Source organism: Caulobacter rhizosphaerae (assembly GCF_010977555.1).
Classification (GTDB): domain Bacteria; phylum Pseudomonadota; class Alphaproteobacteria; order Caulobacterales; family Caulobacteraceae; genus Caulobacter; species Caulobacter rhizosphaerae.
Map to the genome: position 1 here is coordinate 516,384 of NZ_CP048815.1, position 26,354 is coordinate 542,737.

Annotated in this window: 28 protein-coding genes; 12 read left to right on the forward strand and 16 right to left on the reverse strand. The window is 69.7% G+C overall.

From position 1 onward, the window contains the following. Nucleotides 1–27: 27 nt before the first annotated feature. Both G3M57_RS02305 and hisI read right to left on the reverse strand, forming a co-directional pair. Nucleotides 28–834, reverse strand: a complete 807-nt coding sequence (locus G3M57_RS02305) for a hypothetical protein (RefSeq protein WP_188916216.1) — start codon at nucleotides 832–834, stop codon at nucleotides 28–30. 162 nt (nucleotides 835–996) lie between these two features. After that, nucleotides 997–1,401, reverse strand: coding sequence for a phosphoribosyl-AMP cyclohydrolase (hisI, locus tag G3M57_RS02310; RefSeq protein WP_163228555.1), 405 nt, complete (start codon nucleotides 1,399–1,401; stop codon nucleotides 997–999). Between the two features lie 63 nt (nucleotides 1,402–1,464). Here hisI and G3M57_RS02315 point away from each other — a divergent pair, with 63 nt between their 5' ends. Continuing rightward, a complete protein-coding gene (locus G3M57_RS02315) occupies nucleotides 1,465–2,286 on the forward strand; it encodes a DUF817 domain-containing protein (protein WP_373287717.1) in 822 nt (273 codons plus the stop codon). 11 nt (nucleotides 2,287–2,297) lie between these two features. On the opposite strand, the gene G3M57_RS02320 is transcribed toward G3M57_RS02315, so the two are convergent. The 4 genes from G3M57_RS02320 to G3M57_RS02335 all read right to left on the reverse strand — a co-directional run bounded on the left by G3M57_RS02320 (nucleotide 2,298) and on the right by G3M57_RS02335 (nucleotide 5,596). Beyond that, nucleotides 2,298–2,618 carry a type II toxin-antitoxin system PemK/MazF family toxin gene (locus tag G3M57_RS02320; protein ID WP_056758127.1) on the reverse strand — a complete coding sequence of 107 codons (321 nt, stop codon included), beginning with the start codon at nucleotides 2,616–2,618 and terminating at the stop codon, nucleotides 2,298–2,300. Further along, nucleotides 2,612–2,878 (reverse strand): AbrB/MazE/SpoVT family DNA-binding domain-containing protein, encoded by a 267-nt coding sequence (locus tag G3M57_RS02325; RefSeq protein WP_056758129.1) that lies wholly within the window; start codon nucleotides 2,876–2,878, stop codon nucleotides 2,612–2,614. Before G3M57_RS02325 ends, G3M57_RS02320 begins: the two co-directional genes overlap by 7 nt. 43 nt (nucleotides 2,879–2,921) lie before the next feature. Next, nucleotides 2,922–4,451 carry a UbiD family decarboxylase gene (locus G3M57_RS02330; RefSeq protein WP_163228556.1) on the reverse strand — a complete coding sequence of 510 codons (1,530 nt, stop codon included), beginning with the start codon at nucleotides 4,449–4,451 and terminating at the stop codon, nucleotides 2,922–2,924. Between the two features lie 125 nt (nucleotides 4,452–4,576). Further along, nucleotides 4,577–5,596, reverse strand: a complete 1,020-nt coding sequence (locus tag G3M57_RS02335) for a cupin-like domain-containing protein (protein ID WP_163228557.1) — start codon at nucleotides 5,594–5,596, stop codon at nucleotides 4,577–4,579. Between the two features lie 128 nt (nucleotides 5,597–5,724). On the opposite strand from G3M57_RS02335, the gene G3M57_RS02340 reads away from it, so the two are divergent. Continuing rightward, nucleotides 5,725–7,473 carry a DUF4153 domain-containing protein gene (locus tag G3M57_RS02340; RefSeq protein ID WP_163228558.1) on the forward strand — a complete coding sequence of 583 codons (1,749 nt, stop codon included), beginning with the start codon at nucleotides 5,725–5,727 and terminating at the stop codon, nucleotides 7,471–7,473. Between the two features lie 7 nt (nucleotides 7,474–7,480). Here the strand turns inward: G3M57_RS02340 and G3M57_RS02345 are convergent, their stop codons facing one another. From G3M57_RS02345 to G3M57_RS02355, 3 genes are all read right to left on the reverse strand, one after another. Then, a complete protein-coding gene (locus G3M57_RS02345; protein WP_163228559.1) occupies nucleotides 7,481–9,271 on the reverse strand; it encodes an ABC transporter ATP-binding protein in 1,791 nt (596 codons plus the stop codon). Nucleotides 9,272–9,317: 46 nt separating this feature from the next. Then, nucleotides 9,318–9,608, reverse strand: coding sequence for a DUF454 family protein (locus tag G3M57_RS02350; protein ID WP_163228560.1), 291 nt, complete (start codon nucleotides 9,606–9,608; stop codon nucleotides 9,318–9,320). A gap of 928 nt (nucleotides 9,609–10,536) precedes the next feature. Next, a complete protein-coding gene (locus G3M57_RS02355; RefSeq protein WP_163228561.1) occupies nucleotides 10,537–10,785 on the reverse strand; it encodes a hypothetical protein in 249 nt (82 codons plus the stop codon). 230 nt (nucleotides 10,786–11,015) lie between these two features. Between G3M57_RS02355 and ubiA the strand changes: the two genes are divergently transcribed. Beyond that, nucleotides 11,016–11,954 (forward strand): 4-hydroxybenzoate octaprenyltransferase, encoded by a 939-nt coding sequence (gene ubiA / locus G3M57_RS02360; protein ID WP_163228562.1) that lies wholly within the window; start codon nucleotides 11,016–11,018, stop codon nucleotides 11,952–11,954. Nucleotides 11,955–11,978: 24 nt separating this feature from the next. Here the strand turns inward: ubiA and G3M57_RS02365 are convergent, their stop codons facing one another. Beyond that, the gene (locus G3M57_RS02365; RefSeq protein ID WP_163228563.1) at nucleotides 11,979–12,335 is read right to left on the reverse strand and encodes a lysozyme inhibitor LprI family protein; all 357 of its coding nucleotides are present in this window, start codon (nucleotides 12,333–12,335) and stop codon (nucleotides 11,979–11,981) included. 72 nt (nucleotides 12,336–12,407) lie between these two features. Between G3M57_RS02365 and G3M57_RS02370 the strand changes: the two genes are divergently transcribed. The 5 genes from G3M57_RS02370 to G3M57_RS02390 all read left to right on the forward strand — a co-directional run bounded on the left by G3M57_RS02370 (nucleotide 12,408) and on the right by G3M57_RS02390 (nucleotide 15,569). Then, nucleotides 12,408–13,358, forward strand: a complete 951-nt coding sequence (locus G3M57_RS02370) for a fatty acid desaturase family protein (protein ID WP_163228564.1) — start codon at nucleotides 12,408–12,410, stop codon at nucleotides 13,356–13,358. A gap of 32 nt (nucleotides 13,359–13,390) precedes the next feature. Continuing rightward, nucleotides 13,391–14,050, forward strand: a complete 660-nt coding sequence (locus G3M57_RS02375; protein WP_163228565.1) for a class I SAM-dependent methyltransferase — start codon at nucleotides 13,391–13,393, stop codon at nucleotides 14,048–14,050. A 44-nt stretch (nucleotides 14,051–14,094) separates the two neighbouring features. Then, complete coding sequence (locus G3M57_RS02380) at nucleotides 14,095–14,439, forward strand: VOC family protein (RefSeq protein WP_163228566.1); 345 nt, start codon at nucleotides 14,095–14,097, stop codon at nucleotides 14,437–14,439. A gap of 162 nt (nucleotides 14,440–14,601) precedes the next feature. Further along, nucleotides 14,602–15,042 carry a YkgJ family cysteine cluster protein gene (locus tag G3M57_RS02385; RefSeq protein WP_230983849.1) on the forward strand — a complete coding sequence of 147 codons (441 nt, stop codon included), beginning with the start codon at nucleotides 14,602–14,604 and terminating at the stop codon, nucleotides 15,040–15,042. Beyond that, nucleotides 15,039–15,569, forward strand: coding sequence for a YkgJ family cysteine cluster protein (locus tag G3M57_RS02390; protein WP_163228567.1), 531 nt, complete (start codon nucleotides 15,039–15,041; stop codon nucleotides 15,567–15,569). The genes G3M57_RS02385 and G3M57_RS02390 overlap by 4 nt, the downstream gene beginning before the upstream one ends. A 6-nt stretch (nucleotides 15,570–15,575) precedes the next feature. Here the strand turns inward: G3M57_RS02390 and G3M57_RS02395 are convergent, their stop codons facing one another. Beyond that, nucleotides 15,576–16,226, reverse strand: a complete 651-nt coding sequence (locus G3M57_RS02395; RefSeq protein ID WP_163233632.1) for a ribonuclease HII — start codon at nucleotides 16,224–16,226, stop codon at nucleotides 15,576–15,578. Between the two features lie 199 nt (nucleotides 16,227–16,425). On the opposite strand from G3M57_RS02395, the gene G3M57_RS02400 reads away from it, so the two are divergent. Then, on the forward strand, nucleotides 16,426–18,468 hold the full coding sequence (locus G3M57_RS02400; protein WP_163228568.1) for an acyltransferase family protein: 2,043 nt from the start codon (nucleotides 16,426–16,428) through the stop codon (nucleotides 18,466–18,468). Here the strand turns inward: G3M57_RS02400 and G3M57_RS02405 are convergent. From G3M57_RS02405 to ygfZ, 4 genes are all read right to left on the reverse strand, one after another. Beyond that, nucleotides 18,452–19,456: a glycerophosphodiester phosphodiesterase family protein gene (locus G3M57_RS02405; protein WP_163228569.1), complete on the reverse strand. Its 1,005-nt coding sequence runs from the start codon at nucleotides 19,454–19,456 to the stop codon at nucleotides 18,452–18,454. The genes G3M57_RS02400 and G3M57_RS02405 overlap by 17 nt on opposite strands. Nucleotides 19,457–19,612: 156 nt before the next feature. Further along, a complete protein-coding gene (locus tag G3M57_RS02410; RefSeq protein ID WP_163228570.1) occupies nucleotides 19,613–20,197 on the reverse strand; it encodes a DNA-3-methyladenine glycosylase I in 585 nt (194 codons plus the stop codon). Nucleotides 20,198–20,349: 152 nt separating this feature from the next. Continuing rightward, nucleotides 20,350–20,871, reverse strand: coding sequence for a hypothetical protein (locus G3M57_RS02415; RefSeq protein ID WP_163228571.1), 522 nt, complete (start codon nucleotides 20,869–20,871; stop codon nucleotides 20,350–20,352). Nucleotides 20,872–20,919: 48 nt separating this feature from the next. Next, nucleotides 20,920–21,741: a CAF17-like 4Fe-4S cluster assembly/insertion protein YgfZ gene (gene ygfZ, locus G3M57_RS02420; protein WP_163228572.1), complete on the reverse strand. Its 822-nt coding sequence runs from the start codon at nucleotides 21,739–21,741 to the stop codon at nucleotides 20,920–20,922. A gap of 109 nt (nucleotides 21,742–21,850) precedes the next feature. On the opposite strand from ygfZ, the gene G3M57_RS02425 reads away from it, so the two are divergent. Continuing rightward, on the forward strand, nucleotides 21,851–22,975 hold the full coding sequence (locus tag G3M57_RS02425; RefSeq protein ID WP_163228573.1) for a glycosyltransferase family 9 protein: 1,125 nt from the start codon (nucleotides 21,851–21,853) through the stop codon (nucleotides 22,973–22,975). Between the two features lie 61 nt (nucleotides 22,976–23,036). On the opposite strand, the gene pip is transcribed toward G3M57_RS02425, so the two are convergent. After that, a complete protein-coding gene (gene pip / locus G3M57_RS02430; protein WP_163228574.1) occupies nucleotides 23,037–24,122 on the reverse strand; it encodes a prolyl aminopeptidase in 1,086 nt (361 codons plus the stop codon). 299 nt (nucleotides 24,123–24,421) lie between these two features. Here pip and G3M57_RS02435 point away from each other — a divergent pair, with 299 nt between their 5' ends. Continuing rightward, nucleotides 24,422–25,756, forward strand: coding sequence for a dihydroorotase (locus G3M57_RS02435; protein WP_056758182.1), 1,335 nt, complete (start codon nucleotides 24,422–24,424; stop codon nucleotides 25,754–25,756). Between the two features lie 139 nt (nucleotides 25,757–25,895). Beyond that, on the forward strand, nucleotides 25,896–26,252 hold the full coding sequence (locus G3M57_RS02440) for a YciI family protein (protein ID WP_056758184.1): 357 nt from the start codon (nucleotides 25,896–25,898) through the stop codon (nucleotides 26,250–26,252). Nucleotides 26,253–26,354 lie beyond the last annotated feature (102 nt).

The following is a 26,354-nucleotide window of genomic DNA, read 5'->3' on the forward strand; positions in this document are numbered from 1 at the left end:
CGCCGCGCCCCGGCTCGACGCAAGCGCTCAGCCCGCGATGCGGCCGATGGCGGCGGCGATCGCCTGCCAGGCCGGCGATTCGGCGACGGGGACCTGGGTCAAGTGCAGCACCAGCATGGCCGCTCCGCCGATCAGATAGACCGGATGAGGACGTCCGCGCGTGCGCCAGTCGACCCACATCGCCAGGAACAGCAGCAGGTCGCCGAGCAGGGCCGGCGGGACGGCCACGAAGACCGGCGGCGCGCCCACCAGGGGCAGGCCGGGCGGCGGGGTTGGCGGCGGCCCGCCGTGCGGGGCCAGGAAGGTCAGGAACCAGCGGGCGATCGGCGCGCCCAGCATCGAGATCGTGGCCAGCAGCAGCAGGCGCTTGTGGGTCTCCGGCCGCCTGATGTTGACGATCGCCAGGATGAAAAGCACGGCGAAGAAGCCGATCCCGCCCATGCTGACCCAGGCGAAGGCGCGCACGTAATGGGCCAGGCCCTCGGGCTGGCCGGGCAGCGAGGCCTGGGCGACCCGCAGCGAGACGACGGCGGTGACCACGAACACCATGGCGGTGGCGATGGCCACGCCCAGCATGCCCCAGGTGCGGTGGGCGACGGTCTTGCCCTGGGCCACCAGCCAGGTCTGGGTGCAGAACAGCGCCATCCACGAGAACAGCACCAGGCCGTGGATATGAACCAGGGGCTCGGCCCTGAACCGGCCCTGGGCCATGGGCAGGAAATAGGTCGGCATGAAGCCGAGCACCGCGATGGCCAGGCAGGTCAACGCCATGGCGAAATAGAATTGGTGCGAGGCGTTGGCCTTCGCACCGGTTCGCAAAGCCGCTTCGGTCATGTGTCGCGCCCCCGTCAGTCCCCAGGACGACGATGCCACAGATCCCGTCGCCTGTAACGCCAGCGTACCCGCGTTCTTCGACCGCCGGTCTTCACGCGATCTGCACGTTCCCTGGCCGCCGGCTCGATGCGGGCCGGGCAGGCTGACGGCATGAGAAGAGCCCTAGGCCTCGCGCTCGACCAGCGCGTCGTTCTCCCAGACGCGGTAGAAGCACGAGCGGAAGCCCACGTGGCAGGCGCCGCCGTCGCCTTGCGGCCGGACCTTGATCAGCACGGCGTCCTGGTCGCAGTCGATCCGCAGCTCGGTGACGACCTGCAGCTGGCCGCTGGTCTCGCCCTTCTTCCACAGGCTGTTACGCGAGCGGCTGAAATAGTGGGCGATCCCGGTGTCCAGGGTCAGCTTCAGGGCCTCGTCGTTCATCCAGGCGAACATCAGGATCTCGCCGGTGTCGGCGTGTTGGGCGATGGCGGCGACCAGGCCGCTGGCGTCGAAGCGCGGCGTGATCGCGGCGCCGCGCTCCAGGGCGGTCTTGTCGGCGGCGGGCGGGAAGATCGAGGAAGCGGTCATGGGCGCAAATATGGCGCCCCCTCGCCGGGGGTCAAAGACTGGATCAAGGAACGGGTCGCGGCGCTGGACGCCTTCGCGCGGCCCTGGGCCGAGCGCTCGCGCCTCAGGGGCTGGACCTACGAGTTCCTGCTGTTCGGCCTCAAGCAGGCCTGGGCCTGCCTGTTCGGCGGGCTGATGCTGGCGATGATCGTCGGCACGCACCTGTGGTGGCCCGCCTTCTTTGAAAGTGGGGGCGCGTCGCTGGCGCGCTACGACTTCCTCGTCCTCGCCGCGCTGGCCATCCAGGTCGCCCTGCTGGCCCTGAGGCTGGAGCGCTGGGACGAGGCGGCGGTGATCGCGGTCTTCCATGTGGTCGGTACGGTCATGGAGGTGTTCAAGACCGCCCACGGCTCGTGGATCTATCCCGAGCCCGGCCTGCTGAAGATTGCCGGCGTGCCGCTGTTCAGCGGCTTCATGTACGCCTGCATCGGCAGCTACATCGCCCGCGTCTGGCGGCTGATGGACTTCCGCTTCGTACGTTACCCGCCCGCCTGGACGACCTGGACCTTGGCGGTTCTGGCCTACCTGAACTTCTTCACCCACCACTATGGGCCCGACATCCGGATCGGCCTGTTCGCGGCGTCCGTCCTGCTGTTCGGCCGCACCTGGGTGACGTTCACGCCCGACCGGACGCCGCGCCGCATGCCGCTGCTGCTGGGCTTCGGACTGGTCGCCCTGTTCATCTGGTTCGCGGAGAACCTGGGCACGCTGGCCGGCGCCTGGGCCTATCCCAGCCAGCGCCACGGCTGGACCCTGGTGTCGCCCGCCAAGCTGGGCGCCTGGTACCTGCTGATGCTGCTCAGCTACGTCCTGGTGACCGCGGTGCATCGGCCGAGGCGGGCGTGATGACCTGTCGATCAGGTTTCGAAGATCGTCCGTATGACACCGAGCAAGGTTTCGAGATCGTCGGCGGCCAGCGCGCCCAGCTTCTTGCGCAGGCGGCGGCGATCAATGGAACGCATCTGATCCGGCACGATCAGGCCATCCTTGCCGTTGAACACCACCGGCACGCGGAACGACGTGGCCCAGCCGCCGGTGGTCATCGGCGCGACCAGGATCGTCCGCACGACCTTGTTCAGTTCGTCGGGCGAGATGACGACGCACGGTCGGGTCTTCTGGATTTCGTGGCCGACGGTCGGATCGAAGTTGGCGAGCCAGACCTCTCCCCGGGTCACCATTCGCCGTCCCATTCCTCGTCGTCGAAATCATTGCCGAATTCTGGCCAGACGAGCCCGTCGGCGCCGGCTTCCGCCATCGCGCGGGCTTCTTCTTCCCAGCCGTCGCGCGGATGCTTTTTCGGCGCCGCCACGATGATGATGCGGTCGTCTTCCATCGTCACGTCCACGGGATCGCCCGCCTCCGCGCCGATACTGGCGAGGAAGGGCTTGGGCAGGATCACCCCGGCCGAATTGCCGATCTTGCGCACCGAGGATCGCATGAGGCCGTCTCCGTTAGAACGGAGTTATAACATTCTTTGGCCGCTACTTCCAGATCGGCTTGCCGTCCCCCGGCAACCCCAGCCGCGCCCACTTCTCGCTGACCACGTCGATCACGCTCTGGTCCATGCGGATCTCGTTTCCCCATTCGCGATGAGTCTCGGGCGGCAGCTTGTCGGTGGCGTCCAGGCCGATCTTGCTGCCCAGGCCGCTCTCGGGGCTGGCGAAGTCGAGATAGTCGATGGGGGTGTTCTCGATCACCGTGATGTCCCGGGCCGGGTCCATCTTGGTGCTGATCGCCCACATCACGTCCTTCCAGTCGCGGGCGTTGATGTCGTGGTCCACGACGATCACCCACTTGGTGTACATGAACTGGCGCAGATAGCTCCAGACGCCCAGCATCACCCGCTTGGCGTGGCCCGGATAGGCCTTCTTCATCGACACCACGGCGATGCGGTAGCTGCAGCCCTCGGGCGGCAGCCAGAAGTCGACGATCTCGGGGAACTGCTGGCGGATCAGCGGGATGAACACCTCGTTCAAGGCTTCTCCGAGCACGGACGGTTCGTCCGGCGGTCGCCCCGTGAAGGTGGTCAGGTAGATCGGGTTCTTCCTCATGGTGATCGCGGTCACCTGGAAGACCGGGAACGTCTCGACGCTGTTGTAGTAGCCGGTGTGGTCGCCGTAGGGGCCCTCGTCGGCATATTCGTCGAGCAGGACGTGGCCTTCGAGGACGATCTCGGCGTGGGCCGGCACCATCAGCGGCACGGTCTTGGCCGGCACCAGGTCGACCTTGGCGCCGCGCAGCAGGCCGGCGAACTGGTATTCGGAGAGCGTGTCGGGCACCGGGGTCACGGCGGCCAGGATGGTGCCCGGATCGGCGCCCAGCACGGCGCAGGCGGGCAGGGGCTCGCGGTTGCCCGCCTTCTTGTGGCGGGCGTAGTGCTGGGCCCCGCCGCGGTGGGCCAGCCAGCGCATGATGCAGCGGTCCTTGCCCAGCACCTGCATCCGGTAGATGCCCAGGTTGAAGTCGTCCTCGCGGTCCTTGCCGGGGCCCTTGGTGACCACCAGCGGCCAGGTGATCAGCGGCGCCGGCTCTCCCGGCCAACAGGTCTGAACCGGCAGCCTGGTCAGGTCGATCTGGTCGCCGGTCAGCACCACCTCCTGCACCGGGGCCTTCTTCACCGTGCCCGGCCGCATGGCCATCACGGTCTTGGCCAGGGGCAGCATGTCCAGCGCGTCTTTCAGGCCCTTGGGCGGCTGGGGCTGGCGCAGGAAGGCCAACAGCTCGCCGACCTCGCGCAGCTCGCCGGCCGTGGTGCGCGGCTCGCCGCCCAGGGTGACGCCCATGGCCACGCGCTTGACCGTGCCGAACAGGTTGGCCAGGGCCGGCATGGGCGAGCGCGAGCCGTCGGGCAGGATCACGTTCTCGAACAGCACCGCCGGCCCGCCCGTGGCCAGCAGGCGCGTCTGGATCTCGGTCATCTCCAGCACGGTCGACACCGGCTCGGTCACCCGCACCAGCTCGCCCTTCGCCTCGAGGACGTCGATGAATTCGCGCAAACTGCGATAGGCCATGGTTCGCTCCGGGGGTCCGGAGGACCCCGACCCTGCAAAGGAGCGCGACGGTCGCCGAAACCGGATTCCGCTTTCGGCCGTCGCGCTCAGGACGGCGCGGAACCTACTCGTTTTTACCGGGCTGGCTACGGCGAGTTGAACGCCTCGCTCAGGACGGCGCGTAGACGCGCCACGTGCTGGGGCGTCATTTCGCCCAGCGGACCTCGCCGGTCCGGTGGAAGATGGGCCGCCGGATCGCCATGCGTCTCGAAGACGAAGTGGTCGAACATCTCGCGCCAGACCTCGCGTTCGACCGGCGGCAGGCCCCGCACGCTGGCCATGGCGTGGACCAGGGCGGTCAAGGGCGGGCCCAGCAGGGCCGGTGTCTCGCTCCACCAGTAATTGATCAGCACCGTGAAGGGATCGAGGGACTCGACATTATGGAACCAGCAATAGGGAATGTAGATCGCGTCGCCGGGCTCCAGTTCGGCGACCTCGGCCGCCGCCAGGGCGGTCGCATAGGCGGGGTAGCGGTCCAGGTCGGGCCGCGCCACGTCCACCAGGCTGACGGGCGGCCCCGCCGGCGTGAAGTCGAACGGCCCCAGATAGAGGTTCTTCAACTGGTCTGGCGGAAACAGGGTGAAGCGTCGCCGGCCGGCCACGGCGCAGGCGATGTTGTAGCTCATGTCGAAATGGGTGGCCGTGGTGATGGCGTTGCCGATCCAGATGCGCGGCGCGACCTCGGGGCCGACCAGGGCCAGCCGATTGGCCTCGGCGAAGCCCGGCAGGAGGCCCGGCGTCGGCGTCGACTGGACCGCGATGGCGGGCGGCCGGACGACGGGCCTCAGCTCCAGCAGCGCGGCCAACGCCCGGGCCAACGGCATGTCGTCACGTTCAAAGTTCAGGCCGCGCAGATCCGGGCTGTAAAAGAACCGTCCGTCGATGTTGGCGCTGGCGCTCAACACATTGACCGGCGCGCCGCTGTCCATCGCGTCCAGATAGGCGACCAGCGCCTCGTCCGACCGGCGGCCAGCGACGACGGCGGGCCAGTCGGCGACCAGGCCCTTGAGGATGGCGGGTTTGCCGGCCGGCAGGATCTCGTTACGAAACCGCCCGGCGTCGACGTCGTAATAATGTGGGGTCCGGGGGAGAGAGGACGTCGACAAGCTGCGGCTCCTGGGCGGTCGCCTTCTCGTAGAGCAAGGTTCGGCCGCGCCGCAAGCTCGACCCTAGGCGCCGGTCGCCGCACATGCTCCTGTCGTCGGTGGATCGCCAAGGTTGTGAGGGACCGGTCATGACAGAGGCTTCTTTCGGCGCTCCGCTCGACGTCAGCGATTCCCGCGCCGTCCGCCGGGCGACGATCCTCCGCCTGGCGACCGGCCTGGTGCAGGGCCTGCTGCTGTACGGCCTTTACCAGGCCGACCAGTCCAAGGTCTGGCCCGCCACCCAGCGCGAGCTCTACGGCGCCTTGCTGCTGGTCGTCCTGTTCACGCCGTTCGTGGTGCTGGCCGGAGTTTCGGCCCTGCGCTGGCGCACCCTGGCGGCTTGGAAGGGCGTGGCGGCCGTCGTCGCCGCCGGCCTCGGCGCCTATGGCGTGTGGAGCGGCGACCCGACGGCCAGGGGTGTCGACGCCCTGGGGCCGCAGACCTTCTTCGCCGTCGCCGCCCTGGTTTTCATCGGCCATCACCTGGTCCAGCCGGCCGACATGGAGCGGCGGCGGATCGCGCGATACCCGACCTATTTCGACGTCACCTGGAAGCACGGGGTGCAGGGCGCGCTGTCGCTGGGCTTCACCGGGGCGTTCTGGCTGCTGCTGTTCCTGGCCGCGGCCCTGTTCAAGCTGATCGGCGTCGACGCCATCGACAAGCTGATCAAGCACGAGTGGTTCAGCTTCCCGGCCACCACCGTGATGTTCGCCGCCGCCGTTCAGCTGACCGACGTGCGCGCCAACCTGGTGCGCGGCGTGCGGACCGTGGCCCTGACCCTGCTGGCCTGGCTGCTGCCGCTGATGGCCCTGATCGCCGCGGCCTTCCTGCTGACCCTGCCGTTCACGGGGCTGGAGCCGCTGTGGAAGACCAAGAGCGCCACGGCCATCCTGCTGACCGCCGACGCCTTCCTGATCCTGCTGGCCAACGCCGCCTACCAGGACGGGACCGAGAAGACCGCCGTGGTGCTGAAATGGGCCGCGCGGCTGGCGGGCGTGCTGCTGGTCCCGATCACCGTGCTGGCGGCCTATGGCCTGAGCCTGCGGATCGGCCAGTACGGCCTCAGCCCCGACCGGATCATCGCCGCCGCCTGCGTGCTGGTCGCGGCGGGTTATGCGGTCGGCTACGCGGTCGCCGCCGTGCGGCCGGGGGCCTGGATGAAGGCGCTGGAGACCACCAACATCGCCATGGCCTTCGTGGTCATCGCCGTGCTGCTGGCCCTGTACACGCCGGTCGCGGATCCGAGGCGGTTGTCGGTGAACGACCAGGTGGCTCGGCTGGAGAAGGGCAAGGTGAAGGCCGACGATTTCGACTACGAATTCCTGCGCTTCGACTCTGGCCGCTTTGGCCGCAAGGCCCTGGATCGCCTGAAGGCCAATCCCGATGCGGTCGTCGCTCAGCGGGCGAAGGTCGCGGGCGCGCTGGAGTATCGCACCGGCAACGGTCGCAGGTCGCCGACCGTGGCGCATCCCCGCATCAGCTTCTACCCGAAGGGCATCCAGCCCCCTCCGGGCTTCCTTGCGTTGTACGCCCAGGAGACGTCGAACGACTGCCTTCTGGGCAATCTCGAGTGCGAGGCGCGCCTTCTTGACGTGACAGGCGACGCCCGGCCCGAGGTGCTGCTGTCCAATGGCTGGGAAATCGAGGTCTATGGTCGGGGCGTCGACGGCGCCTGGCGCAAGTTGGGGGGCTTTCGGACAGAATGTGGAGAGGTCGACATTCACGGTGCGCTGCGTGACGGCACGTTGGGCCTGGCTCCGCCGATGGTCCAAGACCTGACCGCGCCAAAGGGAGCCCTGCGCTTCGTCGCGGAGTGTGCACCGGCGGCCAAGCCGTGATGCACCCCTAACCCACGCCCTCCGAGACCGCGTTCAGCCGCGCATACACCCCGCCCGCCGCCTTCAGCTCGCCGTGCCGGCCTTCCTCGACCACGCGGCCGTTCTGGAACACCAGGATGCGGTCGGCGCCGCGCACGGTCGACAGGCGGTGGGCGATGACGATCGTGGTGCGGCCATGCATCAGGGCCTCGGCGGCTTCCTGCACCTGGCCCTCGGTTTCGACGTCGAGCGAGGAGGTGGCCTCGTCCATCACCAGGATCGGGGCGTCGGTCAGGAAGGCGCGGGCGATGGCCACGCGCTGGCGCTCGCCGCCCGACAGCTTGATCCCGCGCTCGCCGACCAGGGTGTCGTAGCCCTGGGGCAGGCGCAGGATGAACTCGTGGGCGCGGGCCTTCCTGGCCGCCGAGACGATCTCCTCGTCGCTGGCGTCGGGACGGCCATAGGCGATGTTCTCGCGCAGGGTCCGGTGGAACAGGGCCGGGTCCTGCGGCACCACGGCGATGGCGCGGCGCAGGCTGCCCTGCGTCACCCGGGCGACGTCCTGGCCGTCGATGACGATCCGTCCGCCCTGCAGGTCGTGCAGCCGCTGGACCAGCTTGACGAAGGTCGACTTGCCCGAGCCGGTCGGCCCCACCAGCGCCACCCGCTCGCCGGGCGCGATCTTCAGCGAGAAGTGGTCGTACAGCGGCGCGCCGGCCGACTTGTAGCGGAAGGTGACGTCCTCGAAGGCGATCGCCCCGGGCCCCCTGACAAAGTCCGGGGCGCCGGGCGCGTCGGCGATCTGCGGCGCCAGGCCCTCCCAGGCGGCCAGGTCCTCGGTGTCGTCCAGGCCCTTCTGCAGCATGCGGATGTTCTCGCCCATGTTGCGCAGGTAGCCGCTCATCAGCATGAAGGCGGTGATGGCGAAGGCCACGTCGCCGGGCGTCGCGGTCCCCCTGGCCCAGGCGTGGATCATCGCCGCCGTCAGCCCGCCCTGCAGCAGCACCAGCAGCAGGTTCTGGCCGAGCCAGACATTGGTGAACTTGTGCCAGGTGACCATCACCGCCTCGCGCCAGGCGGCGGTGACCTCCGCCACGCGGGCGCTCTCGCGGGCCTCGGCCCCGAAGCTCTTGACGGTGGGGTTGGAGGTCACCGCGTCGGCCAGGCTGCCGCCGATCTTCGAATCCAGGGCGTTGGACTTCAGGTTGGCGGGCCGCACGTAGCGGGTGGTGACCACCAGGTTGACGGTGATGTAGGCGGCGACCACGACCAGGGCGACGATCCCGGCCAGGGGCTGGCGCAGCAGCAGCATCACCGACAGCCCGACCAGCACGATCAGGCTGGGGGCCAGCCAGATGGTCACCGCGTCGGTCACGCTGTCATAGCCCCACATGGCGCGGGTCAGCTTGCGCACCGTGGCGCCGGCGAAGCTGTCGGCGTGCCAGTCGGACGAGAAGGCCTGGACGCGGGCGTAGCCCTCGTTGGTCATCTCCTCCATGTTGCGGGCGGCCAGGGGGATCCAGAACCGCATGGCCAGGTTGCGGATCAGCGAAAAGCCCAGATAGACCCCGACGAAGGCCGCCCAGGCGCCCCAGGCCGCGTCGATCGCCGACGGGCCCTTGGTGATCGTGTCGATCAGCCGGCCCGAGGCCCAGGGCAGGGCCAGGTCGAAGCAGATCGCCGCCAGGGTCAGGCCGACGCCGGCGAAGAACAGGCCCTTCCGGCGCAGCCAGAAGCGCGCGATGAAGCCCAGCACCTTGGCGTTGCTCAGGGCGCGTCGTGGGGCGCCGGTCTCGTCCTCGTCGATCTGGTCGGTCATGATGCGGGACAGATAGGCGCTCCGCACGCTCGGCGCGAGCGGCGGCTTAAGCCTGTTTCGAACCGTGGCTTCGGCGCCGCGCGCCGCCGAACGGCCGCCAGCGCAGGTACCAGCGGATGGCCGGCCCGACGATCGGGGTGCGCAGCAGCGGCCGCACCGCGTGAGGCCGGGTCTTGAGGAAGCACATCACCGCCCCGATCCAGAACACCGTCGTCGGCAGCCCCGGCGTGACGATGCCCACCGCCCCGATCGCCACCAGCGCCGCGCCCAGCCCGTCCAGCGCCCAGTGGACCGGACGGGACAGGCGCTTGCGGGGCGGGCGGGGAGCGGCGGTCATCGCGCTGGACTGTGGGGGATCAAGCGCGAAACGGGAAGACGGCTTTCTCGTCGCCGCTATTCAGGAAGGAACTGACGCTCTGTCCGAAATTATCCTTCCCTCCCCCTTGTGGGGAGGGTGGCCCGCGTAGCGGGTCGGGTGGGGGATCGGTGCAGGGTGCTGGACAGGGCTGGACCGCTGGCTCAGCAGGCCCCACCCGACCCTGGCGCTGCCAGGGCCACCCTCCCCACGAGGGGAGGGAAGGGACTTATGCTCGGCGTTCGAGGAGCAAAGTCCCGCGATTTCAAGGGCCTAAACTTTCTCGACCCGATTTGGTCCCCACCCCTCCAAACCGCCCTTATCCTGATCTCACCTGAGAGCATGGGGAGGGCGCACGTACGGCGACCGATGCGGCTTTCGGGGGTGGACGAGCGGGAGGGCCTTGTTCGCCGTGCTTCTTCGGAAGCGTCCAGGTCGGTTCGGAGCAGGTTCGCCTCAGTCGCGACGAAACTCCGGCGCCCGGATAGGCGGATAGGGCCAGCAGGCCCGGGCTGAAATCGCCCGGGCGGTCCAGGACGGAGCCAACGTCCTGCCCGTCGGGGGCCTCCATCGGAGCGGGTTAAAAATCCGCGACCCGAAGGCTTCCGGATAACGGTTCCACGCGAAGCGCTCGAACTTCGTCGAAACGGTACTCAAAACTGCAAATCATCCGGGCGAGGCCCGGGCGCTTCGCACCCTTCCCATTCGCTCAGCGGGTTTCCGCATGAGGCGGCGAAGTCGTGTCTCCACGACCTTCCCAAAATCAGATCGACATGCACCTTCCGGCGGGCCCGAAAACCTCGTCCTTCGACAAGCTCAGGATGAGGTTTTCTACGGCTCGGTCTGCAAATTGGTCCTCATCCTGAGCCCGTCGAAGGACGAGGACCACGCACGGCGTTGGAGGTCGAACCTAGGCGAACCGCAGGTGGCTCAGGGTGTCGCCGCGCAGGCTGGCGCGGATGCGGCCGCCGAACTTGGCGCCCGAGGTCAGCCGACCGACCATGCCGGCGTCGCCGGCCCGGTCGAAGGCCCGCGCCGCCGCGGTCCACAGGGCGGTGGTCACCGGATGCGGCGCCACGACGCCGGCGGCCAAGCCGAGGACCAGCAGGGCCCAGGCTTCCATGCGGTCGACCAGGAGAGCGAGGGACGGACGGGTCATCGGAAGCCTTTCGGAACGGAAGGAGGAGGGCCGCCGCCCCGGGGGGAAAAGACGGCGACCCTCCTCGGTGCGCGAAACGACTGGAGGGGGCCGCCGTTCCGCTGAACACACCTTGGCCGACCCAGTTTGATCAATCCAATCGATCGTTTTTAGCCGCGAGATCGGAAAGATCTATGCTAGCGTTTCGGGCATGGTTGCGCGAGGCGGGAGCCGGGGGCTAAGCCTTGGCCATGAGCGCTCCCGACACCGCCATCCTGCCCGACGCCGCCGCCGGCAACTGGGTCGACCGCCATGCACCGCCGGCCCTGCGGCCCTGGCTGAAGCTGGGCCGGTTCGACCGGCCGGCGGGGATCTGGCTGCTGATGCTGCCCGGCTGGCAGGGCATCGCCCTGGCCGCGGCCGGCCAGGGCCAGTGGCCCAACCCGTGGCTGCTGATCGCCTTCTTCGTCGGCGCGGCCCTGATGCGGGCGGCCGGCTGCGCCTTCAACGACATCGTCGACCGCGACTTCGACGCCCAGGTCAGCCGCACGGCGATGCGCCCGATCCCGGCCGGCCTGATCAGCGTCAAGCAGGCCTGGGCCTTCGTGATCGGCTGCTGCCTGGTCAGCTTCGGGATCCTGGTCTGCCTGGGCTGGCTGGCCATCGGCCTGGGCGTCGCCTCGCTGGCCCTGGTGGCGGCCTATCCGTTCATGAAGCGCATCACCTGGTGGCCCCAGGCCTGGCTGGGCCTGACCTTCAACTGGGGCGCGTTGCTGGGCTACGCGGCGGCCACCCATACGCTGAGCTGGGCCGCGGCGCTGCTCTACGCCTCGGGCCTGTTCTGGACCCTGGGCTACGACACGATCTACGCCATCCAGGACATCGAGGACGACGCCCTGGCCGGGGTGAAGTCCTCGACCCGCCGGCTGGGGGCGCACGTGCAGAAGGGCGTGCTGGCCTTCTACATCGCCTGCTTCGTGCTGGTGATCGCGGCGGCCTGGGTCGGGGGGCTGGGGCCGCTGTTCCTGCCCCTGGCGGCCCTGGTCGCCGTCCACCTGTCGCGCCAGGCGGCCCGGGTGCGGATCGACGACCCGGCCGGGGCCCTGGCCCTGTTCAAGTCCAACGCCCAGGTTGGCTTCGTGCTGTTCCTGGCCCTGGCTGCGGGGATGTGGAAGCCGCCGGGACTGTAGGGAACGGAGAGGGCGCGACGCGCTTCAGAACGGTCCGTTGCGATAGATCCGCTCCATGCTCCGTTCCAGCTCGCCCAGCCGGCGGTCATAGGCTCGGTTCAGGCAGGCCCGGTTGGCGCCGCAGCCTCGGCGGTCGCGCAGCCACTGCTGCTGGGCGTCGATCAGCGCGCCGCGGCCGCCCATGCCCAGGGTGCGCCGGTTGACCTCGTAGAGCACCGACATCTTCACGTCCTTGTCGTTCAGGGCGGTGCTGGCGCAGACCGCCTTCTCATCGGGAGCCCGGGCGCGATTGCAGTCGAAGCTGGCGGCCCGGGACAGGGTCGGAGCGGCCGCGACGGGCAGGGCGAGGGCCAGGGCGAGGGCGGTCAGGATCAGGCGCATGAAGGGTCTCCGAAAGCGGCGTGACGTCGGGTCATCCTGTAAGCCGGACGCTGAACGTGGCATGATCGTTCCATGGCCGTCGCGTCCCGCATCAAGCCGCAGGAGCTGTTCACGCCGCAGGAATGGGCGCCGCTGTCGGCGCGCTCGTCGTGGCGGGGCCTGCTGATGGTCGCCCACGCCTGGGCGGTGATCGTCGCGGCCGGGGCGGCGTTCGTGCTCTGGCCCAATCCGCTGACCTACCTGCTGGCGGTGATGCTGATCGGGGCCCGCCAGCTGGGCCTGGCCATCCTGATGCACGAGGCCGCCCACGGCGGGCTGCACCCGAACCTGAAGGTCAATGATTGGGTCGGTGAATGGCTGTGCGCGGCGCCGGTGGGCGCGTCGCTGGCCAAGTACCGGCCCTACCACCTGACCCACCACAAGTACGCCCAGCAGGCGGAGGATCCGGACTTGGTGCTGTCGGCGCCGTTCCCGACCACCCGCGCCTCGCTGCGCCGCAAGATCGTCCGCGACCTGACCGGCCAGACCTTCTTCAAGCAGCGGTTCGGCCCGCTGCTGGGCAAACTTCGCCAGGCCCCGAGCGACCAGCCGAGGGGCGCGATCTTCAGCGGCGAGGTGGGGCGGCAGGCGCTGTTTCTGCTGTGGAACCTGGGCCTGCTGGCCGCCCTGAGCGCCATCGGCCTGTGGTGGGCCTGGCTGGCCCTGTGGATCGTGCCGATGGCGACCTGGTTCCCGCTGGTCACCCGGCTGCGCAACATCGCCGAGCACGCCCTGGTGGCCAAGGACGAGCCCGACCCGTTCCGCCACGCCCGCACCACCCGGGCCAACTGGCTCGAGCGGGCCCTGATCGCGCCCTACCACGTCAACTTCCACGCCGAGCACCACCTGTTCATGCACATGCCGTGCTGGAACCTGCCCAAGGCCCACCGGCTGCTGGCGGCCAAGGGCCGGACCGAAGGCATGCTGACCGCGCCAGGCTACCTGTCGGTGCTGAAGGCGGCGTCCAGCCGGTCGCCGGCCTAGGGACTAGGACCGGGCCGTGCTCTAAGCCGCCCATGATCGAAGCCTCCCTCGCCGGCCGTCGCGCCTTCATCCTGGAGAACACGCGGCTCCAGGCCCCGCCGCACACGCCGGAACTGCAACTGCACCTGGCCGACGAGATCACCCCGATCTGGACGCTGACCGAGGAGGCCCTGGCCGAAATCGGCCTGCCGCCGCCGTTCTGGGCCTTCGCCTGGGCCGGCGGCCAGGCCCTGGCCCGCTACGTCCTCGACCATCCCGAGGTCGTGGCCGGAAAGCGGGTGATCGACTTCGCGTCCGGTTCGGGCCTGGTGGCGATCGCGGCGATGAAGGCCGGAGCGGCCAGCGTGCTGGCCGCCGACATCGACGTGTTCTGCGAGGCGGCGATCGGCCTCAACGCCGCGGCCAACGGCGTCGAGGTCGCCTTCACCGAAGTCGACCTGCTGGAGGCCCCCCCGCCGCCTGCCGACGTGCTGCTGGCCGGCGACATCTGCTACGAGCGGCCGATGGCGGAAGCCGTCATGGCCTGGCTGGGCCTGGGTCGGGCGGCCGGGGCGACCGTGCTGGTCGGCGATCCGGGCCGCACCTACTTCCCCAAGGAAGGCCTGGTGAAGCTGGCCGAATACCAGGTGCCGACCACCCGCGAACTGGAGGACATGGCGGTCAAGCGCACCAGCGTCTGGACTCTGCCTTGACGGCGATCTAGAACATAAGAAGAACAAGTGAGGGGCCGCGACCAATGCGCGAAGACGGCAAGATCGATTACATCGAATGGCCCGCCAGCGACCTGCCGGCCACCAAGGCCTTCTACACCACGGCCTTCGGCTGGGCCTTCACCGACTATGGTCCGGACTATGCGGCCTTCGAGGGGCAGGGCGCGGACGGCGGGTTCTGTACGCCGCAGGAGGGCTCGACCGACCGGCCGCTGGTGGTGCTCTACGCCCATGACATCGAGGCCATGCTGGCCAAGGTGACGGCGGCCGGCGGCGTGGTCACCCGGCCGATCTTCAGCTTCCCCGGCGGCCGCCGGTTTCATTTCGCCGACCCGTCGGGCAACGAGCTGGCGGTGTGGAGCGAGGGTTAGGCGCGGCCGGGGACATGCCCTTGCGGCGTGTCCCCATGTGGGAGCGCCGAGCCTGCCGATGGGGACACGCCGCAAGGGCATGTCCCCGAGCGTTGTCGCACCGAAAAACCGTCACGAAACCGCGATAGATCCGTCACCGGACGATCTACGGGGCGAACGACGGTGGACCAGGCCAGGACCTGCGGCGACTGCGGGATGTGCTGCAAGCTGATGGGCGTGGCCGCCATCGGCAAGGCGCCGCACGCCTGGTGCGGCCACTATCGCAAGGGCGTCGGCTGCGGGATCTACGCCGACCGGCCCCAGGCCTGCGCCGACTACGCCTGCTACTGGCTGAACGCGCCCAATCTGGACGACCGCTGGCGGCCGGACCGCGCGCGCTTCGTGCTGCATCGCGAGGACGAAGGCCGGACCCTGGTGGTCGAGGTCGATCCGGCCGCCCCCGACGCCTGGCGCAAGGCGCCGTTCCACGAAACCTTCAAGGCCTGGGCGGCGCGGGGCGCGGCCCAGGGCCTGACCCTCAACGTCCTGGTGGGGCGGCGCGGCTACACGATCCTGCCCGACCGCGACATCGACCAGGGCCTGGTGCGCGAGATCCCGGCATGAGCCAAGCGACCCCCGACCTCTCCCCGGCGCCGGCCAAGTCGTGCGGCGACTGCGGCATGTGTTGCAAGGTCCTGCACATCGGCGAGCTGGCCAAGCCGGCCGGCCAATGGTGCGGGGTGTTCCGCAAGGGCTCGGGCTGCGGCGACTACGAGGCCCGCCCTCAGGCCTGCCGGGGCTTCCACTGCCTGTGGCTGACCTCCGAGAAGCTGGACGCCGCCTGGCGGCCCGACAAGGCCGGCTTCCTGATGTACCCTGACCGCGACGGCAAGCGGCTGAACGTCGTGGTCGATCCGGGCAAGCCGGCCGCCTGGCGGCGCGAGCCCTACTATTCACGGCTGAAGGCCATGTCGCAGCGGGCCCTCGACGGCTACGAGCTGCTGATCTGCATCGGCGACCGCCGGGTGGTGATGTTTCCCACCGAGGACGTCGACCTGGGCGTCCTGAACCCCGACCACAAGCTGGTCAGCGGCTATGTCGACAAGGATGGCGGCAAGGTCCCGTTCGCCATGGTGCTCAGCGACGCCTGACGTGCTCTAGGCGGACAGCTCGTCGTCGAACGCCGCCTCGTCCAGCGCCAGCTCGCCCGCGCCCAATTCACCGGAAAGCGCCAGCTTGACCGGCGCCCAGCCCATCCGGTGGATCGGCGAAGGGCCCAGCCTGCGAAGACCGTCCACGTGGACGGCGGCGTGATAGCCCTTGTGACCGGCGAAACCGTAGCCCGGATAGACCGCGTCCATCTCGACCATGATCCGGTCGCGGGCCTCCTTGGCCAGGATCGAGGCGGCGGCGATGGAGCATGACAGATTGTCGCCCTTGACCACGGTCTTGATTGGGCAAGGCAGCTTGAACGCGTAGTTGCCGTCGACCAGGGCCATGGCCGGTCGGACGGAAAGGCCCTCGATCGCCCGGCGCATCGCCAGGCCGGCGGCGTGCAGGATGTTGAGTTGCTCGATCTCCTCGACGCTGGCCAGGCCCACGCACCAGGCTACCGCGACCGACTTGATCTCGATCTCCAGCGCGGCGCGCGCCTTGGCGGTCAGCTTCTTGGAGTCATTGAGGCCCCGGGGGATACGGCTCGGGTCCAGGATCACCGCCGCGGCGCTGACCGGCCCTGCCCACGGCCCGCGTCCGGCTTCGTCCACGCCGCAGACGTGGCCGGGGCCGCAGGCGGCTTCCAGCATCATGTCGGGGCCCGTGCGGGCGAGGGCGGGAGACCTGGGCACGACCCGCTCATAGTCCGTTTCGGGGCGCCGGGGAAAGACCGTGCGTGCGACCCGCCGTCTGGAAACTAGGTCTCGGCCGAAAGTTTACGCACGTAAGAAATTCCTTGACGGCCCCGTCTTGTCCACGCCAGCAATTACATATGTAAAAATGGAGGGCGGCGTGCAACGGGATCAAGCTCAAGCCTATCGGCGCGACATCGACGGACTGCGCGCCCTGGCCGTGGCGGCCATCGTGGTCCACCACGCTTTCCCGGCCGTGCTGCCCGGCGGCTTCGTCGGGGTGGACGTGTTCTTCGTGATCTCTGGCTTTCTGATCACCCGGATCCTGGTCGAGGCGCGCGACGAGAAGCGGTTCTCGTGGGGCGGGTTCTATCTGCGCCGAGCGCGGCGGATCGTGCCGGCCTATGTCTTGGTGACACTGGTCACGATGGTCCTGGCGACCTGGATCGAGATGCCGCGTCTGCTGACCCAGACCGGGGCGGCGGCCAGCGCCTCGGGCCTGTTCCTGGCCAATGTGCTGGCCGCCCAGAGCCCCGGCTATTTCGCGCCGTCGGTCCAGCAGAACCCGCTGCTCCACCTTTGGTCGCTGGGCGTGGAGGAGCAGTTCTACCTGGTCTGGCCGGCGCTGATCGGGCTGCTGTCGCTGGGCTGGCTGCGACCGGCGCGGACGGCGCTGGCTCTGGCCCTGTTGACGGCGTCGCTGGCCCTGGCCCAGGTCCTGGTGGCCGGAGGCGGCGGCGTCGCGGCCTTTTTCCATTTGCCGACCCGGGCCTGGGAGTTCCTGGCCGGTGGTGTGCTGGCCCTGGGCCTGGCGGCGCCGCCCGCCGATCGCCGCGTCGCCAACCTGGCGGCGCTCTGCGGCCTGCTGGCCATCGCCTGGAGCCTGGTCGCCCTGAGCGAAGCCAGCCCGTTCCCCGGCCTTTCCGCGGTTCCCGCCTGCCTGGGCGCGGCGCTGCTGGTGTGGAGCGGCCAGGGCGTGGCGCCCGGCGCGACGGCGATCCTGCGCGCCGCGCCGGTCGTGGCTCTCGGCCGGGTGTCGTACGCGCTCTATCTCTGGCATTGGCCGCTGCTGGTGCTGGCCGCCGATGTCGCCCAGCAGCCGCTGACGAGCGTCCAGCGCCTCGGCCTTGTCGCCCTGTCCCTCGGCCTGGCGGCCCTGACCTGGCGCTTCGTCGAGCAGCCGCTACGCCGAGGCCCGGCCGACCGCCCTTGGCGCCGCCTGGGTGGTGTCCTGCTCTTGCTGCTGGGACCCGTCGCGGCGGGCGCGGCGGTGTTCCTGGGCCAGGGCCTGCCTCAGCGCCTGTCGCCGGACGCCCGGGCCTTGGCCAGGCTGGAGGAAACCGACGTCAACCCGGCCCGGAAGGCTTGTTTCGAGCGGGCGGACGAGACCGCCCCAGAACAGTGCCGGTTCGGCGCGTCGCCCGGAAGCCGGGGTGACCAGGTCCTGGTCTGGGGCGACTCCCACGCCGACGCCCTCACCCCGGGCGTGGTCGCCTGGGCCCGGGCCAGGGATTGGAGCGTGGGCGAGGTCGCTCGGGGCGGCTGCCCGCCGCTGGCAGGCGTGCGGGTGCGGGTCTTCGGTCGCCTGGACCGAGGCTGCGAAGCCTGGGCCGCCAGGACCCTGGACCGGATCGCCGCCGACCGCCGGCTGACCCTGGTGGTGCTGGCCGCCCGCTGGCCGCTCTATCGCGACGCCCCGCCGTTCTACGACGTCAATTCGCCGCGCGTGGCGGTCGACACCGTAGCCCGGCCAGGCGTCCGGCCGGCGCTGTCCGCCGCTCTGACGGCGACGCTGGACGCCATCGCTCGGCGCCGGCCCGACCTGCGGGTGGTAGTGATCGGTCCCGTGCCCGAGCTCACCCTGGCCCCGCCCGAGTGCCTGGCCCAGCAGCGCCAGCTGGGCGGCCCCGCCGCGGTGTGCGCCCGGGTCGAGGCCGGTCCGCCCCTGGCCCGCGCGACGCCCGCCGAGGCGGAGATCCGCGCGGCCGTCGAGGACCGGCCGGGAGTCGCCGCGGTCTTTCCCAGCGAGACGCTATGTCTGGACGGCGGCTGCGTGGGCGTGATCGGCGGCCGCCCGATCTATTTCGACGACGACCACCTCAGCGCCTCGGGCGCGCGACGCCTGGTCCCGCCCTGGGTGGATGACAGCTGGCGGCGGCTGGCCGCGCCGCTCGGCAAGCCGATGGCTACAGCGCCGCGTTGACCACGGGGGGCGCGCGGCCGCGCAGGGCGCGGGCGTCGAGATAATCGAGCAGGGCCGCCGGCCGGTTGGTCTGGATGACCGTGACGCCGTCGTCGATCAGTCGCGCCCAGGTGCGTCGCCCGTCGGCCGCCGCGCCGCCGGCCCAGGCCCGCGTCCAGACCCCCTTCACGCCCTTGGCGGCCAAGGCGTTGCTCCACAGCCGCACCCGCGCCAGCCGGGCGGCGGCCCGGACGGCCCTGAATTCCGAGCGTCGCAGGTCGCACAGTTCGATCGCCGGAATGCGGTTCTCGGCCAGCGCCTGGCGGGTGGTGATTCCCGCCGGGTCGCGCACCCCGCGGCCGTCGGCGGCGCCGACCATCGGCATGAAGGCCAGGCCGCTATAGGCGGGCAGGTCGGCCATCGGGGCGGCGTCCGCCTCGGCCCGAGCCTTGACCAGGACCTGGCCGGCGGCCCCGCTGGCCAGCACCACCTGCGCCACCTGTTCGGCGATCGGCTCCTTGACGTCCAGATTGACCAGGATGCGGCCCCGGGCCCGCGCCAGATATTCCTCCAGCGTCGGCGGGGCTTCGGCCAGGCCGCCATCCACGGCGCCGAGGCGCAGCATCTTGAACCGCCGCAGGCTCATCTGGGAAACCCGGCCGCGGCCGTTGGTGGTGCGGTCGACGGTGGCGTCGTGCATCACCACCAACGCGCCGTCGGCGGTGCGGCGAACGTCGATCTCGACCATGTCGACGCCCAGGGCCACGCAGCGATCCAGCGCCGCCAGCGAGTTCTCCGGCAGCGAGCCCGTCATCCCGCGCGAGGGCGCGGCCGCGTGACAAGCCCGATGCGCCACCACCAACACCCCGTCGGCCCAGTCATAGAGTCGGCCGCGCAGGTCCGTCCCCGGTCGATCGGCCGAGGGTTCGGCCAGGGCCGGTCCGGCGCAGGCGGCGAGCATGGCCGCGAACGCGGCGAGGCGTCGAAAGGGGAAGCGAGCAGGGCGCATGGTCAAGCTCTCCACTGCGCCTGTTTGACAGAGTCTCGCAACAGTAGAACGTCAGAAGCTCGACAAGGCTGTGACGCGCGCGCCGGTCGACGCCTTGCTCTAGCCTTTTGTTTTCGCCGCGCTTTCGCGGAAACCCGACCTCAGCCGCGCCGTGCTCTATCGCGCGAGCTTGCGGCATTCCTCGTGGCGGAAGCAGGTCGTCAGATGGTCGTTGACCAGGCCCGTGGCCTGCATGAAGGCGTAGACGATCACCGGGCCGCAGTACTTGAAGCCCTTGGCCTTGAACATCTTGGCCATGTCGACGGCCAGAGGCGTCTGGGCCGGGACGTCGCCGCCGACCCAGCGGCTCTGGACCGGCTGGCCGCCGACCATGTCCCACAGCAGGGTGGAGAAGTCCTCGCCGCGCTCGCGCATGTCGCAGTAGATCCGCGCGCCGGAGATCGCCGCGTCGATCTTGCCGTTCGAGCGGATGATGCCGGCGTCGGCCATCAGCCGAGCCCGGTCCGCGTCGCCGAACCGGGCCACCTTGTCGGGATCGAAGCCCGCGAACGCGGCGCGGAAGGCCTCGCGCTTGCGCAGGATGGTGATCCACGACAACCCGGCCTGGAACCCGTCCAGCACCAGCTTTTCCCACAGGGCGCGGGAGTCGTACTCCGGCACGCCCCATTCGGTGTCGTGATAGGCCTCGTAGAACGGGTCGCCGTTCATGCCCCGCCAGGTGCAGCGTTGGATCTCGGTCATGGGCGGGAGCTTGGCTGAGGTTGCGGAGAAATTCCAGAACTTTTCAGGAACAAATGGCTTGCGAGCGCCGCGCCGCATCTGAATTCGTCTTCATCCCGAGCTTGTCGAAGGAGGGGGCCTCATGCTCGGATATGGCAGGGTTCAAGGCGCCCCTAGGATGCGCCCTGGACGACCTCGGGCAGGGACTTGCCGCTAACCCGGCCGCGTTGCGACGGATGACAGGCGCGCGTGGCCACGGCCATGGAGATCGGCGTGATTCGCCGCTGGTTCTCCACGCGCACCCGGACAGGGACCCAGTCGCCGTCATAATCGCGCGACGAGACCACCACTTCGCCGGTCCGCGCGCAGTTGATCCTGGAGGTCACCTCCGCGTAACCCGACCTGTCGGACCACACGAAATACCGGATCTGGATCTCGTCGCCGACGCGATCGATGGAGTTGATGTCCAGGGCGACCTTGACCCGTCCGCCGCGCGCGACCCTGCTCGGAAGAGGCGGGGGACCGAGATCCCAGGGCATCTGGACCGTGAAGCCGCCTGATCGCATGGCGCCGTAGGAGGTGTCACCCAGCGTCGTCGGCGCGCTGAAGACGAGCCAGTCCTGCCGGGGCCATTCCTGGGCGAAGGCCGGATTGGCAAGCGAGAGCAGGGCCAGAGCCGCGAGCGACGCTTTCATCGGGTTGCATCCCTTACTTCTGGTTGTCGGGAGGACGCTAATCGACGATCACGAGGCCGGCAATGGCGTCGCCGCAAACCAGTCGGGCCAATCAACCGTCACTGCGCGGCCGTCCACCGTCAGCGCGGCGCCCGCGACGCGGTCCAGGCGGAGCAGGGCCATGGCCCTGCCGTCGCGGCCCGACAGCACCTCGCCGGCGCGCAGGTCGCCGGCCAGCACCTCAGCGCCGAAAGCGGGGGCAGGGCCGTCGAAGGCGATCGGCAGCATGCGGTTCTTGATCGTCCCGCGCCGCTTCATGCGGCTGGTGGTCTCCTGGCCGACGAAGCAGCCCTTCTTGAAGTCGATGCCGTTCAGCAGGTCGAAATCGGCCTCGATCGGATAGGTCCTGTCGGTCCCCCAGTCGGCCGGACCGGGGACGCCCAGCGTCAGGCGACGGGCGTCGTAGTCGTCCTCGGTGGCGGTGGCCGCGACGTCGAGGCCATAGGCCCGCGCGCCCAGCGCGGACAGGCGGGGATCGGCGAACCATCCCGCTTCCATCTCGTCGACATGGGCCGGGAAGTTCGCGAGGACGGCCGAGTCCGACGCCACCAGCTCCACCTTGGCCCGCAGCTTGTACATGGTCAGGCGCGCCAGGATGGCGTCGCGGTGCTCGGCCGCGACGTCCAGCAGCAGTCCCGCTTCAACCGCCGCCACGAACAGGTCGTACAGCAGCCGGCCTTGCGGGGTCAGCAGGCCGGAGAACCGCAGCTCGCCCGGCGCGAGGGTCTCGATCTCCTGGCTCAACAGACCGTTGAGGAACGTCTTGGCGTCGGGACCGGTGACGGCGATGACGGCGCGGCTGTCGAGGTGGGCGATGCGGGGCGTGCTCATGCCTGCACATGTGGCAAGGCGGACGCACCCGCGCCAGTCCTTAACGAAGAGAAAGCTCAACCGTTATCGAGGGATGCGCCGACTCGCCGGACGCCCTATACATGCTCCGATGACACAGCGGGCCTTCCCGATTCTCTTCATCACCGCCACGCGGATCGGCGACGCCGTGCTGTCGTCCGGCCTGATCAAGTTCCTGGCCGACCAGATCCCCAACGCCCGCTTCACCATCGTCTCCGGACCCCTCGCCGCGCCGCTGTTCGCCCATGTGCCCGGGCTCGACCGGGTGATCGTCATGGAGAAGGGCAAGGGCAAGGGCCACTGGTTCAAGCTGTGGAACCAGGTGCGTCACAGGAAATGGGGCCTGGTCGTCGATTTGCGCGGCTCGGGCACGGCCTATTTCCTGCGCCGCGAGAAGCGCGCCGTGTGGAAGCGCAACACCGGCGAACCGATCCACAAGGTGGTCGAAGCCGCCAAGGTGCTGAAGCTGGAAGGCGACCCGCCGGCCCCGCACCTCTACATCACCCCCGACGTCCAGGCCCTGGCCGACCAGCTGCTGGCCCCGCGCCCGGGCGAGCCGGCGGGCCCGATCCTGGCCGTCGGCCCGGCGTCCAACTGGGTCGGCAAGATCTGGCCGATCGAGCGCTTCGCCCAGACCACCCAGCAGCTGCTGGGGCCCGGCGGCGCGCTGGCGGGCGGGCGCCTGCTGATCCTGGGCGGTCCCGGCGACGGGCGGATGGTCGAGGAACTGCGCATGGCCTCGGCCCGTGGCCGCTATGTCGACCTGACCGGCAAGGTCGACCTGCTGACCGCCTATGCGGCCCTCAAGCGCGCCGACCTGTTCATCGGCAACGACAGCGGGCTGATGCACATCGCCGCCGCGGCGGGCGTTCCGACCATCGGCCTGTTCGGCCCTTCGGACGAGCGCCGCTATGGTCCCTGGGGGTCGCTGACCAAGGCCGTGCGTGGTCCGCGCAGCTTCGAGCAGTTTCTGGCGGTCGATCCCGACCTGTCCCAGGCCATCCGGCACATGAGCGACCTGCCGGTGACGACGGTGGTCAAGGCGGCCAAGGCCCTGCTGGCCGAGGTCAAGGCCAAGGCGGTCGAGGAAGACGCGGCCGAGCCGACCGTCGAGGACGCAGCGGTGACGCCCGAGCTCCAGGCCGTGGTCCAGGACGCCGCGCCGACGGAAGAGGCCGCGACGCCCGAAGACGCCATCGACGCCGACCGCACCTAGAATCCCATCACGGCTGGTGACAGGCCCATGCGCCTGTCCCCCCGCCGTCACCCCATCCGACTTACAGCCTCGGCAGCCCGTCCATGATCGCCGTCAGGGCCAGCACGGTCTGGGCCTCCATGGCGCTGTGGCCGGCGTTGGTGCGCACATAGGTGGCCGGGGCGGCGCCGACCGACTCCAGCGCAGCGACCAGCCGCGAGGCCTGGGTCAGGGGGCAGACCTGGTCGAAGCGGCCATGGACGATGTGGATCGGCAGGTGAGCGATCCGCGCGACGTTGCGGGTGATGTAATCCGGCTCCAGGAACAGGTTGCGAGCGAAGAAGTGGGCCTCGATCTGGGCGAAGCAGAGGGCGAAGTCGGCCTCGCCGAACTTGCCTGGGTCGCCGGTCTCCGGGATCATGTTGGAGATCGCCCCCTCCCAGACCGACCAGGCCACGGCCGCGCGCAGTTGCGCCCGGCGGCCGACGTCGTCATCGGGCCTGGCGTCGAAGATCGCCTTGTAGGCGCCCATCATGTCGCCGCGCTGCTCGGGCGGTATGACCTCGACGAAGGCCTTCCACTCGTCGGGATAGGCGACATAGGCGCCCGGCTCACTGAGGGCGTAAGGCGTCCTGTCGAACACCGCCGCGTTGCCCTGGTACATGTAGAGCAGGTCTTCGCGCGTCCCCAGGAAGATGCCGCGCAGGACCAGCGAAGCGACGTGCTCGGGGTGGCGAATGGCGTAGACCAGGGCCAGGGTGCTGCCCCAGCTGCCGCCGAACACGTGCATCGGACCCCGGATGCCGAGCGCGTCGCGCAGGCGGTTGATGTCGGCCACCAGGTGGTCGGTGTCGTTGCGGGCGAGGGCGACGGCGGGGCCGTGCGAGGCCACGGTCGGCGTGCTCTTGCCGCAGCCGCGCTGGTCGAACAGGATCACCCGATAGCGCCCGGGATCGAAGAACCGCGACATCACCGGCGCGCAGGCCCCGCCCGGCCCGCCATGCAGGAACATCACCGGCTCGCCGTCGGGATCGCCGTATTCCTCCCAGTAGAGCGTGTGGTCGGGCGCCTGGTCGACCGGCAGCATCCCGGTGCGGTTGGGCCGGCCTTGCGGATACTTCCACTCGTCCGTGACCTTGCTGGCGGCCTGGAGCCCGGAGAAGTCCATCGGAGCCTCGTTGCGTGTTTGAGGAAACGTCGGGGAGGTGCGCCCGTCGCGCGCGATGGTCAATGTCGGAACCGGGCGATATTTCGTCTTGCGGCGGCTAGGGTGGGCGCCTAGGACGGACCGACATTCGAACTCTGCGCGTGGCCCTCGTCCTTCGACAAGCTCAGGATGAGGACCATTTACAGGCCAGGGCGCTATAAAAACCTCATCCTGAGCTTGTCGAAGGACGAGGTTTTCGCCACAGCCACTGACGATCGATCCGTCCTAGACCGCCCCAAACCCCCGCAGGAGCCGCGCCCATGACCCAGACCTTCGACCTGATCGTGCGCGGCGGCGAGGTGGTCAACCACGCCGGCCGCGGCTTCACCGACATCGGCGTGCGCGGCGGCAAGATCGTCGCGATCGGCGACCTGTCCCAGGCCAGCGCCGACGAGGTGTTCGACGCCAGCGGCCTGACCGTGCTGCCCGGCGTGATCGACAGCCAGGTCCACTTTCGCGAGCCCGGCTTGGAGTGGAAGGAAGACCTGGAAAGCGGTTCGCGCGGTGCGGCCCTGGGCGGCGTGGTGGCGGTGTTCGAGATGCCCAACACCGAGCCGACCACCACCGACCCCGACGCCCTGGCTGACAAGCTTGCCCGCGCCAAGGGCCGCATGCACACCGACCACGCCTTCTATGTCGGCGGCACCCACGAGAACGCCACCTTCCTGGGCGAGCTGGAGCGCCTGCCGGGCTGCTGCGGCATCAAGGTGTTCATGGGCGCCTCGACCGGCAGCTTGCTGGTCCAGGACGACGAGGGCGTCGAGAACGTGCTGCGGCATGTGAACCGCCGCGCCGCCTTCCACTCCGAGGACGAGTACCGCCTGGCCGAGCGCCGCAGCCTGGCCCGTCCCGGCGACTGGACCAGCCACCCCGAGGTGCGCGACGCCCAGGCCGCCCTGCAATCGACCCACCGCCTGGTCCGCATCGCCAAGAACCTGGGCAAGCGCATCCACGTGCTGCACGTCACCACCCACCAGGAGATCGACTTCCTGGCCCAGAACAAGGACGTCGCCAGCGTCGAGGTCACGCCCCAGCACCTGACCCTGGTCGCGCCCGAGGCCTATGAGCGGCTGAAGGGCTTCGCCCAGATGAATCCGCCGATCCGCTCGGCCGAGCATGTGGCCGGCATCTGGCATGCCATCGAGGCGGGCGTCGCCGACGTGCTGGGCAGCGACCACGCCCCCCACACCCGCGAGGAAAAGGCCCGGCCCTATCCGGCCTCGCCCTCGGGCATGCCCGGCGTCCAGACCCTGGTGCCGATCATGCTGACTCACGTCGTGGACGGCCGGCTGAGCCTGGAGCGGTTCGTCGACCTGACCAGCCATGGCGTCAACCGGATCTTCGGCCTGGCCGACAAGGGCCGCATCGCCGAGGGCTTCGACGCCGACTTCACCATCGTCGACATGAAGGCCCGGCGCGTCATCACCCACGACTGGATGGCCACCCGCTCGGGCTGGACCCCGTTCGACGGCTTCGAGGCCAAGGCCTGGCCGGTGGCGACCATCGTGCGCGGGACCGTGGTCATGCGCGACGACGAGATCGTGGCGGAAGGGACGGGGGCGCCGGTAAGGTTCCTGGAGACGCTGGCGGGGTGAACCCCCTCCGGCCCTTCGGGCTCCCCCAGAGGGGGAGGATCTGTCGGCCCCCTCGACTTTCTTCGCCGCCCCTGTCGAATCCGCCCAACCTCGCGCGTCTTTCAGCGAGGGCGCGCGCCGCGCGCCGACGGAGGGTTCGATGAAGTACCTGCTGATGATCTATTCCAGCGAAGCCGAGTGGGCCCGGCCCGAGACCGATCCCATCAAGCCGGGCGTCATCGCGGCGCACGAAGCGCTGCAGGCGGAACTGCGGGCCGACGGCATGGCCTGGCTGGGCGCGCGACTGGTCGATACTCCGTCGGCTCGCACCATCGCCCAGACCGCCGACGGCCACGTGGTCCATGACGGACCGTTCGCGGAGACCAAGGAGCAGCTGGCCGGCTTCTACCTGGTCGAGGCGCCGGACATGGCCGCCGCCGAGGCCTGGGCGCGCAAGATCCCGCAGATCCCGGGCGGCAAGGTCGAGATCCGGGCGATCGCCCACGACGTCGGCTGAGGCTGATCGACCGGGCACGCCGAAAAACTTGCGGGCGAATGTCGAGTCCGGCCAGGCTGACCCGTCTCTGATCCGAGGCCGGGCGGCGCTGCCGCCGACCCG

Bases quoted from the DNA above. Each gene is read 5' to 3' on its own strand.
- G3M57_RS02410 (WP_163228570.1), bottom strand. From the start codon at position 20,197: ATGACCGAGATCCAACGCTGCACCTGGCGGGGCATGAACGGCGACCCG.
- G3M57_RS02375 (WP_163228565.1), top strand. From the start codon at position 13,391: ATGATCGAAGCCTCCCTCGCCGGCCGTCGCGCCTTCATCCTGGAGAAC.
- G3M57_RS02345 (WP_163228559.1), bottom strand. From the start codon at position 9,271: ATGACCGACCAGATCGACGAGGACGAGACCGGCGCCCCACGACGCGCC.
- G3M57_RS02390 (WP_163228567.1), top strand. From the start codon at position 15,039: ATGAGCCAAGCGACCCCCGACCTCTCCCCGGCGCCGGCCAAGTCGTGC.
- G3M57_RS02435 (WP_056758182.1), top strand. From the start codon at position 24,422: ATGACCCAGACCTTCGACCTGATCGTGCGCGGCGGCGAGGTGGTCAAC.
- G3M57_RS02425 (WP_163228573.1), top strand. From the start codon at position 21,851: ATGACACAGCGGGCCTTCCCGATTCTCTTCATCACCGCCACGCGGATC.
- G3M57_RS02305 (WP_188916216.1), bottom strand. From the start codon at position 834: ATGACCGAAGCGGCTTTGCGAACCGGTGCGAAGGCCAACGCCTCGCAC.
- pip (WP_163228574.1), bottom strand. From the start codon at position 24,122: ATGGACTTCTCCGGGCTCCAGGCCGCCAGCAAGGTCACGGACGAGTGG.
- G3M57_RS02415 (WP_163228571.1), bottom strand. From the start codon at position 20,871: ATGAAAGCGTCGCTCGCGGCTCTGGCCCTGCTCTCGCTTGCCAATCCG.
- G3M57_RS02380 (WP_163228566.1), top strand. From the start codon at position 14,095: ATGCGCGAAGACGGCAAGATCGATTACATCGAATGGCCCGCCAGCGAC.
- G3M57_RS02395 (WP_163233632.1), bottom strand. From the start codon at position 16,226: ATGATGCTGGAAGCCGCCTGCGGCCCCGGCCACGTCTGCGGCGTGGAC.
- ubiA (WP_163228562.1), top strand. From the start codon at position 11,016: ATGAGCGCTCCCGACACCGCCATCCTGCCCGACGCCGCCGCCGGCAAC.
- hisI (WP_163228555.1), bottom strand. From the start codon at position 1,401: ATGACCGCTTCCTCGATCTTCCCGCCCGCCGCCGACAAGACCGCCCTG.
- G3M57_RS02365 (WP_163228563.1), bottom strand. From the start codon at position 12,335: ATGCGCCTGATCCTGACCGCCCTCGCCCTGGCCCTCGCCCTGCCCGTC.
- G3M57_RS02320 (WP_056758127.1), bottom strand. From the start codon at position 2,618: ATGGTGACCCGGGGAGAGGTCTGGCTCGCCAACTTCGATCCGACCGTC.
- G3M57_RS02440 (WP_056758184.1), top strand. From the start codon at position 25,896: ATGAAGTACCTGCTGATGATCTATTCCAGCGAAGCCGAGTGGGCCCGG.
- G3M57_RS02405 (WP_163228569.1), bottom strand. From the start codon at position 19,456: ATGCGCCCTGCTCGCTTCCCCTTTCGACGCCTCGCCGCGTTCGCGGCC.
- G3M57_RS02325 (WP_056758129.1), bottom strand. From the start codon at position 2,878: ATGCGATCCTCGGTGCGCAAGATCGGCAATTCGGCCGGGGTGATCCTG.
- G3M57_RS02340 (WP_163228558.1), top strand. From the start codon at position 5,725: ATGACAGAGGCTTCTTTCGGCGCTCCGCTCGACGTCAGCGATTCCCGC.
- G3M57_RS02350 (WP_163228560.1), bottom strand. From the start codon at position 9,608: ATGACCGCCGCTCCCCGCCCGCCCCGCAAGCGCCTGTCCCGTCCGGTC.
- ygfZ (WP_163228572.1), bottom strand. From the start codon at position 21,741: ATGAGCACGCCCCGCATCGCCCACCTCGACAGCCGCGCCGTCATCGCC.
- G3M57_RS02330 (WP_163228556.1), bottom strand. From the start codon at position 4,451: ATGGCCTATCGCAGTTTGCGCGAATTCATCGACGTCCTCGAGGCGAAG.
- G3M57_RS02355 (WP_163228561.1), bottom strand. From the start codon at position 10,785: ATGACCCGTCCGTCCCTCGCTCTCCTGGTCGACCGCATGGAAGCCTGG.
- G3M57_RS02370 (WP_163228564.1), top strand. From the start codon at position 12,408: ATGGCCGTCGCGTCCCGCATCAAGCCGCAGGAGCTGTTCACGCCGCAG.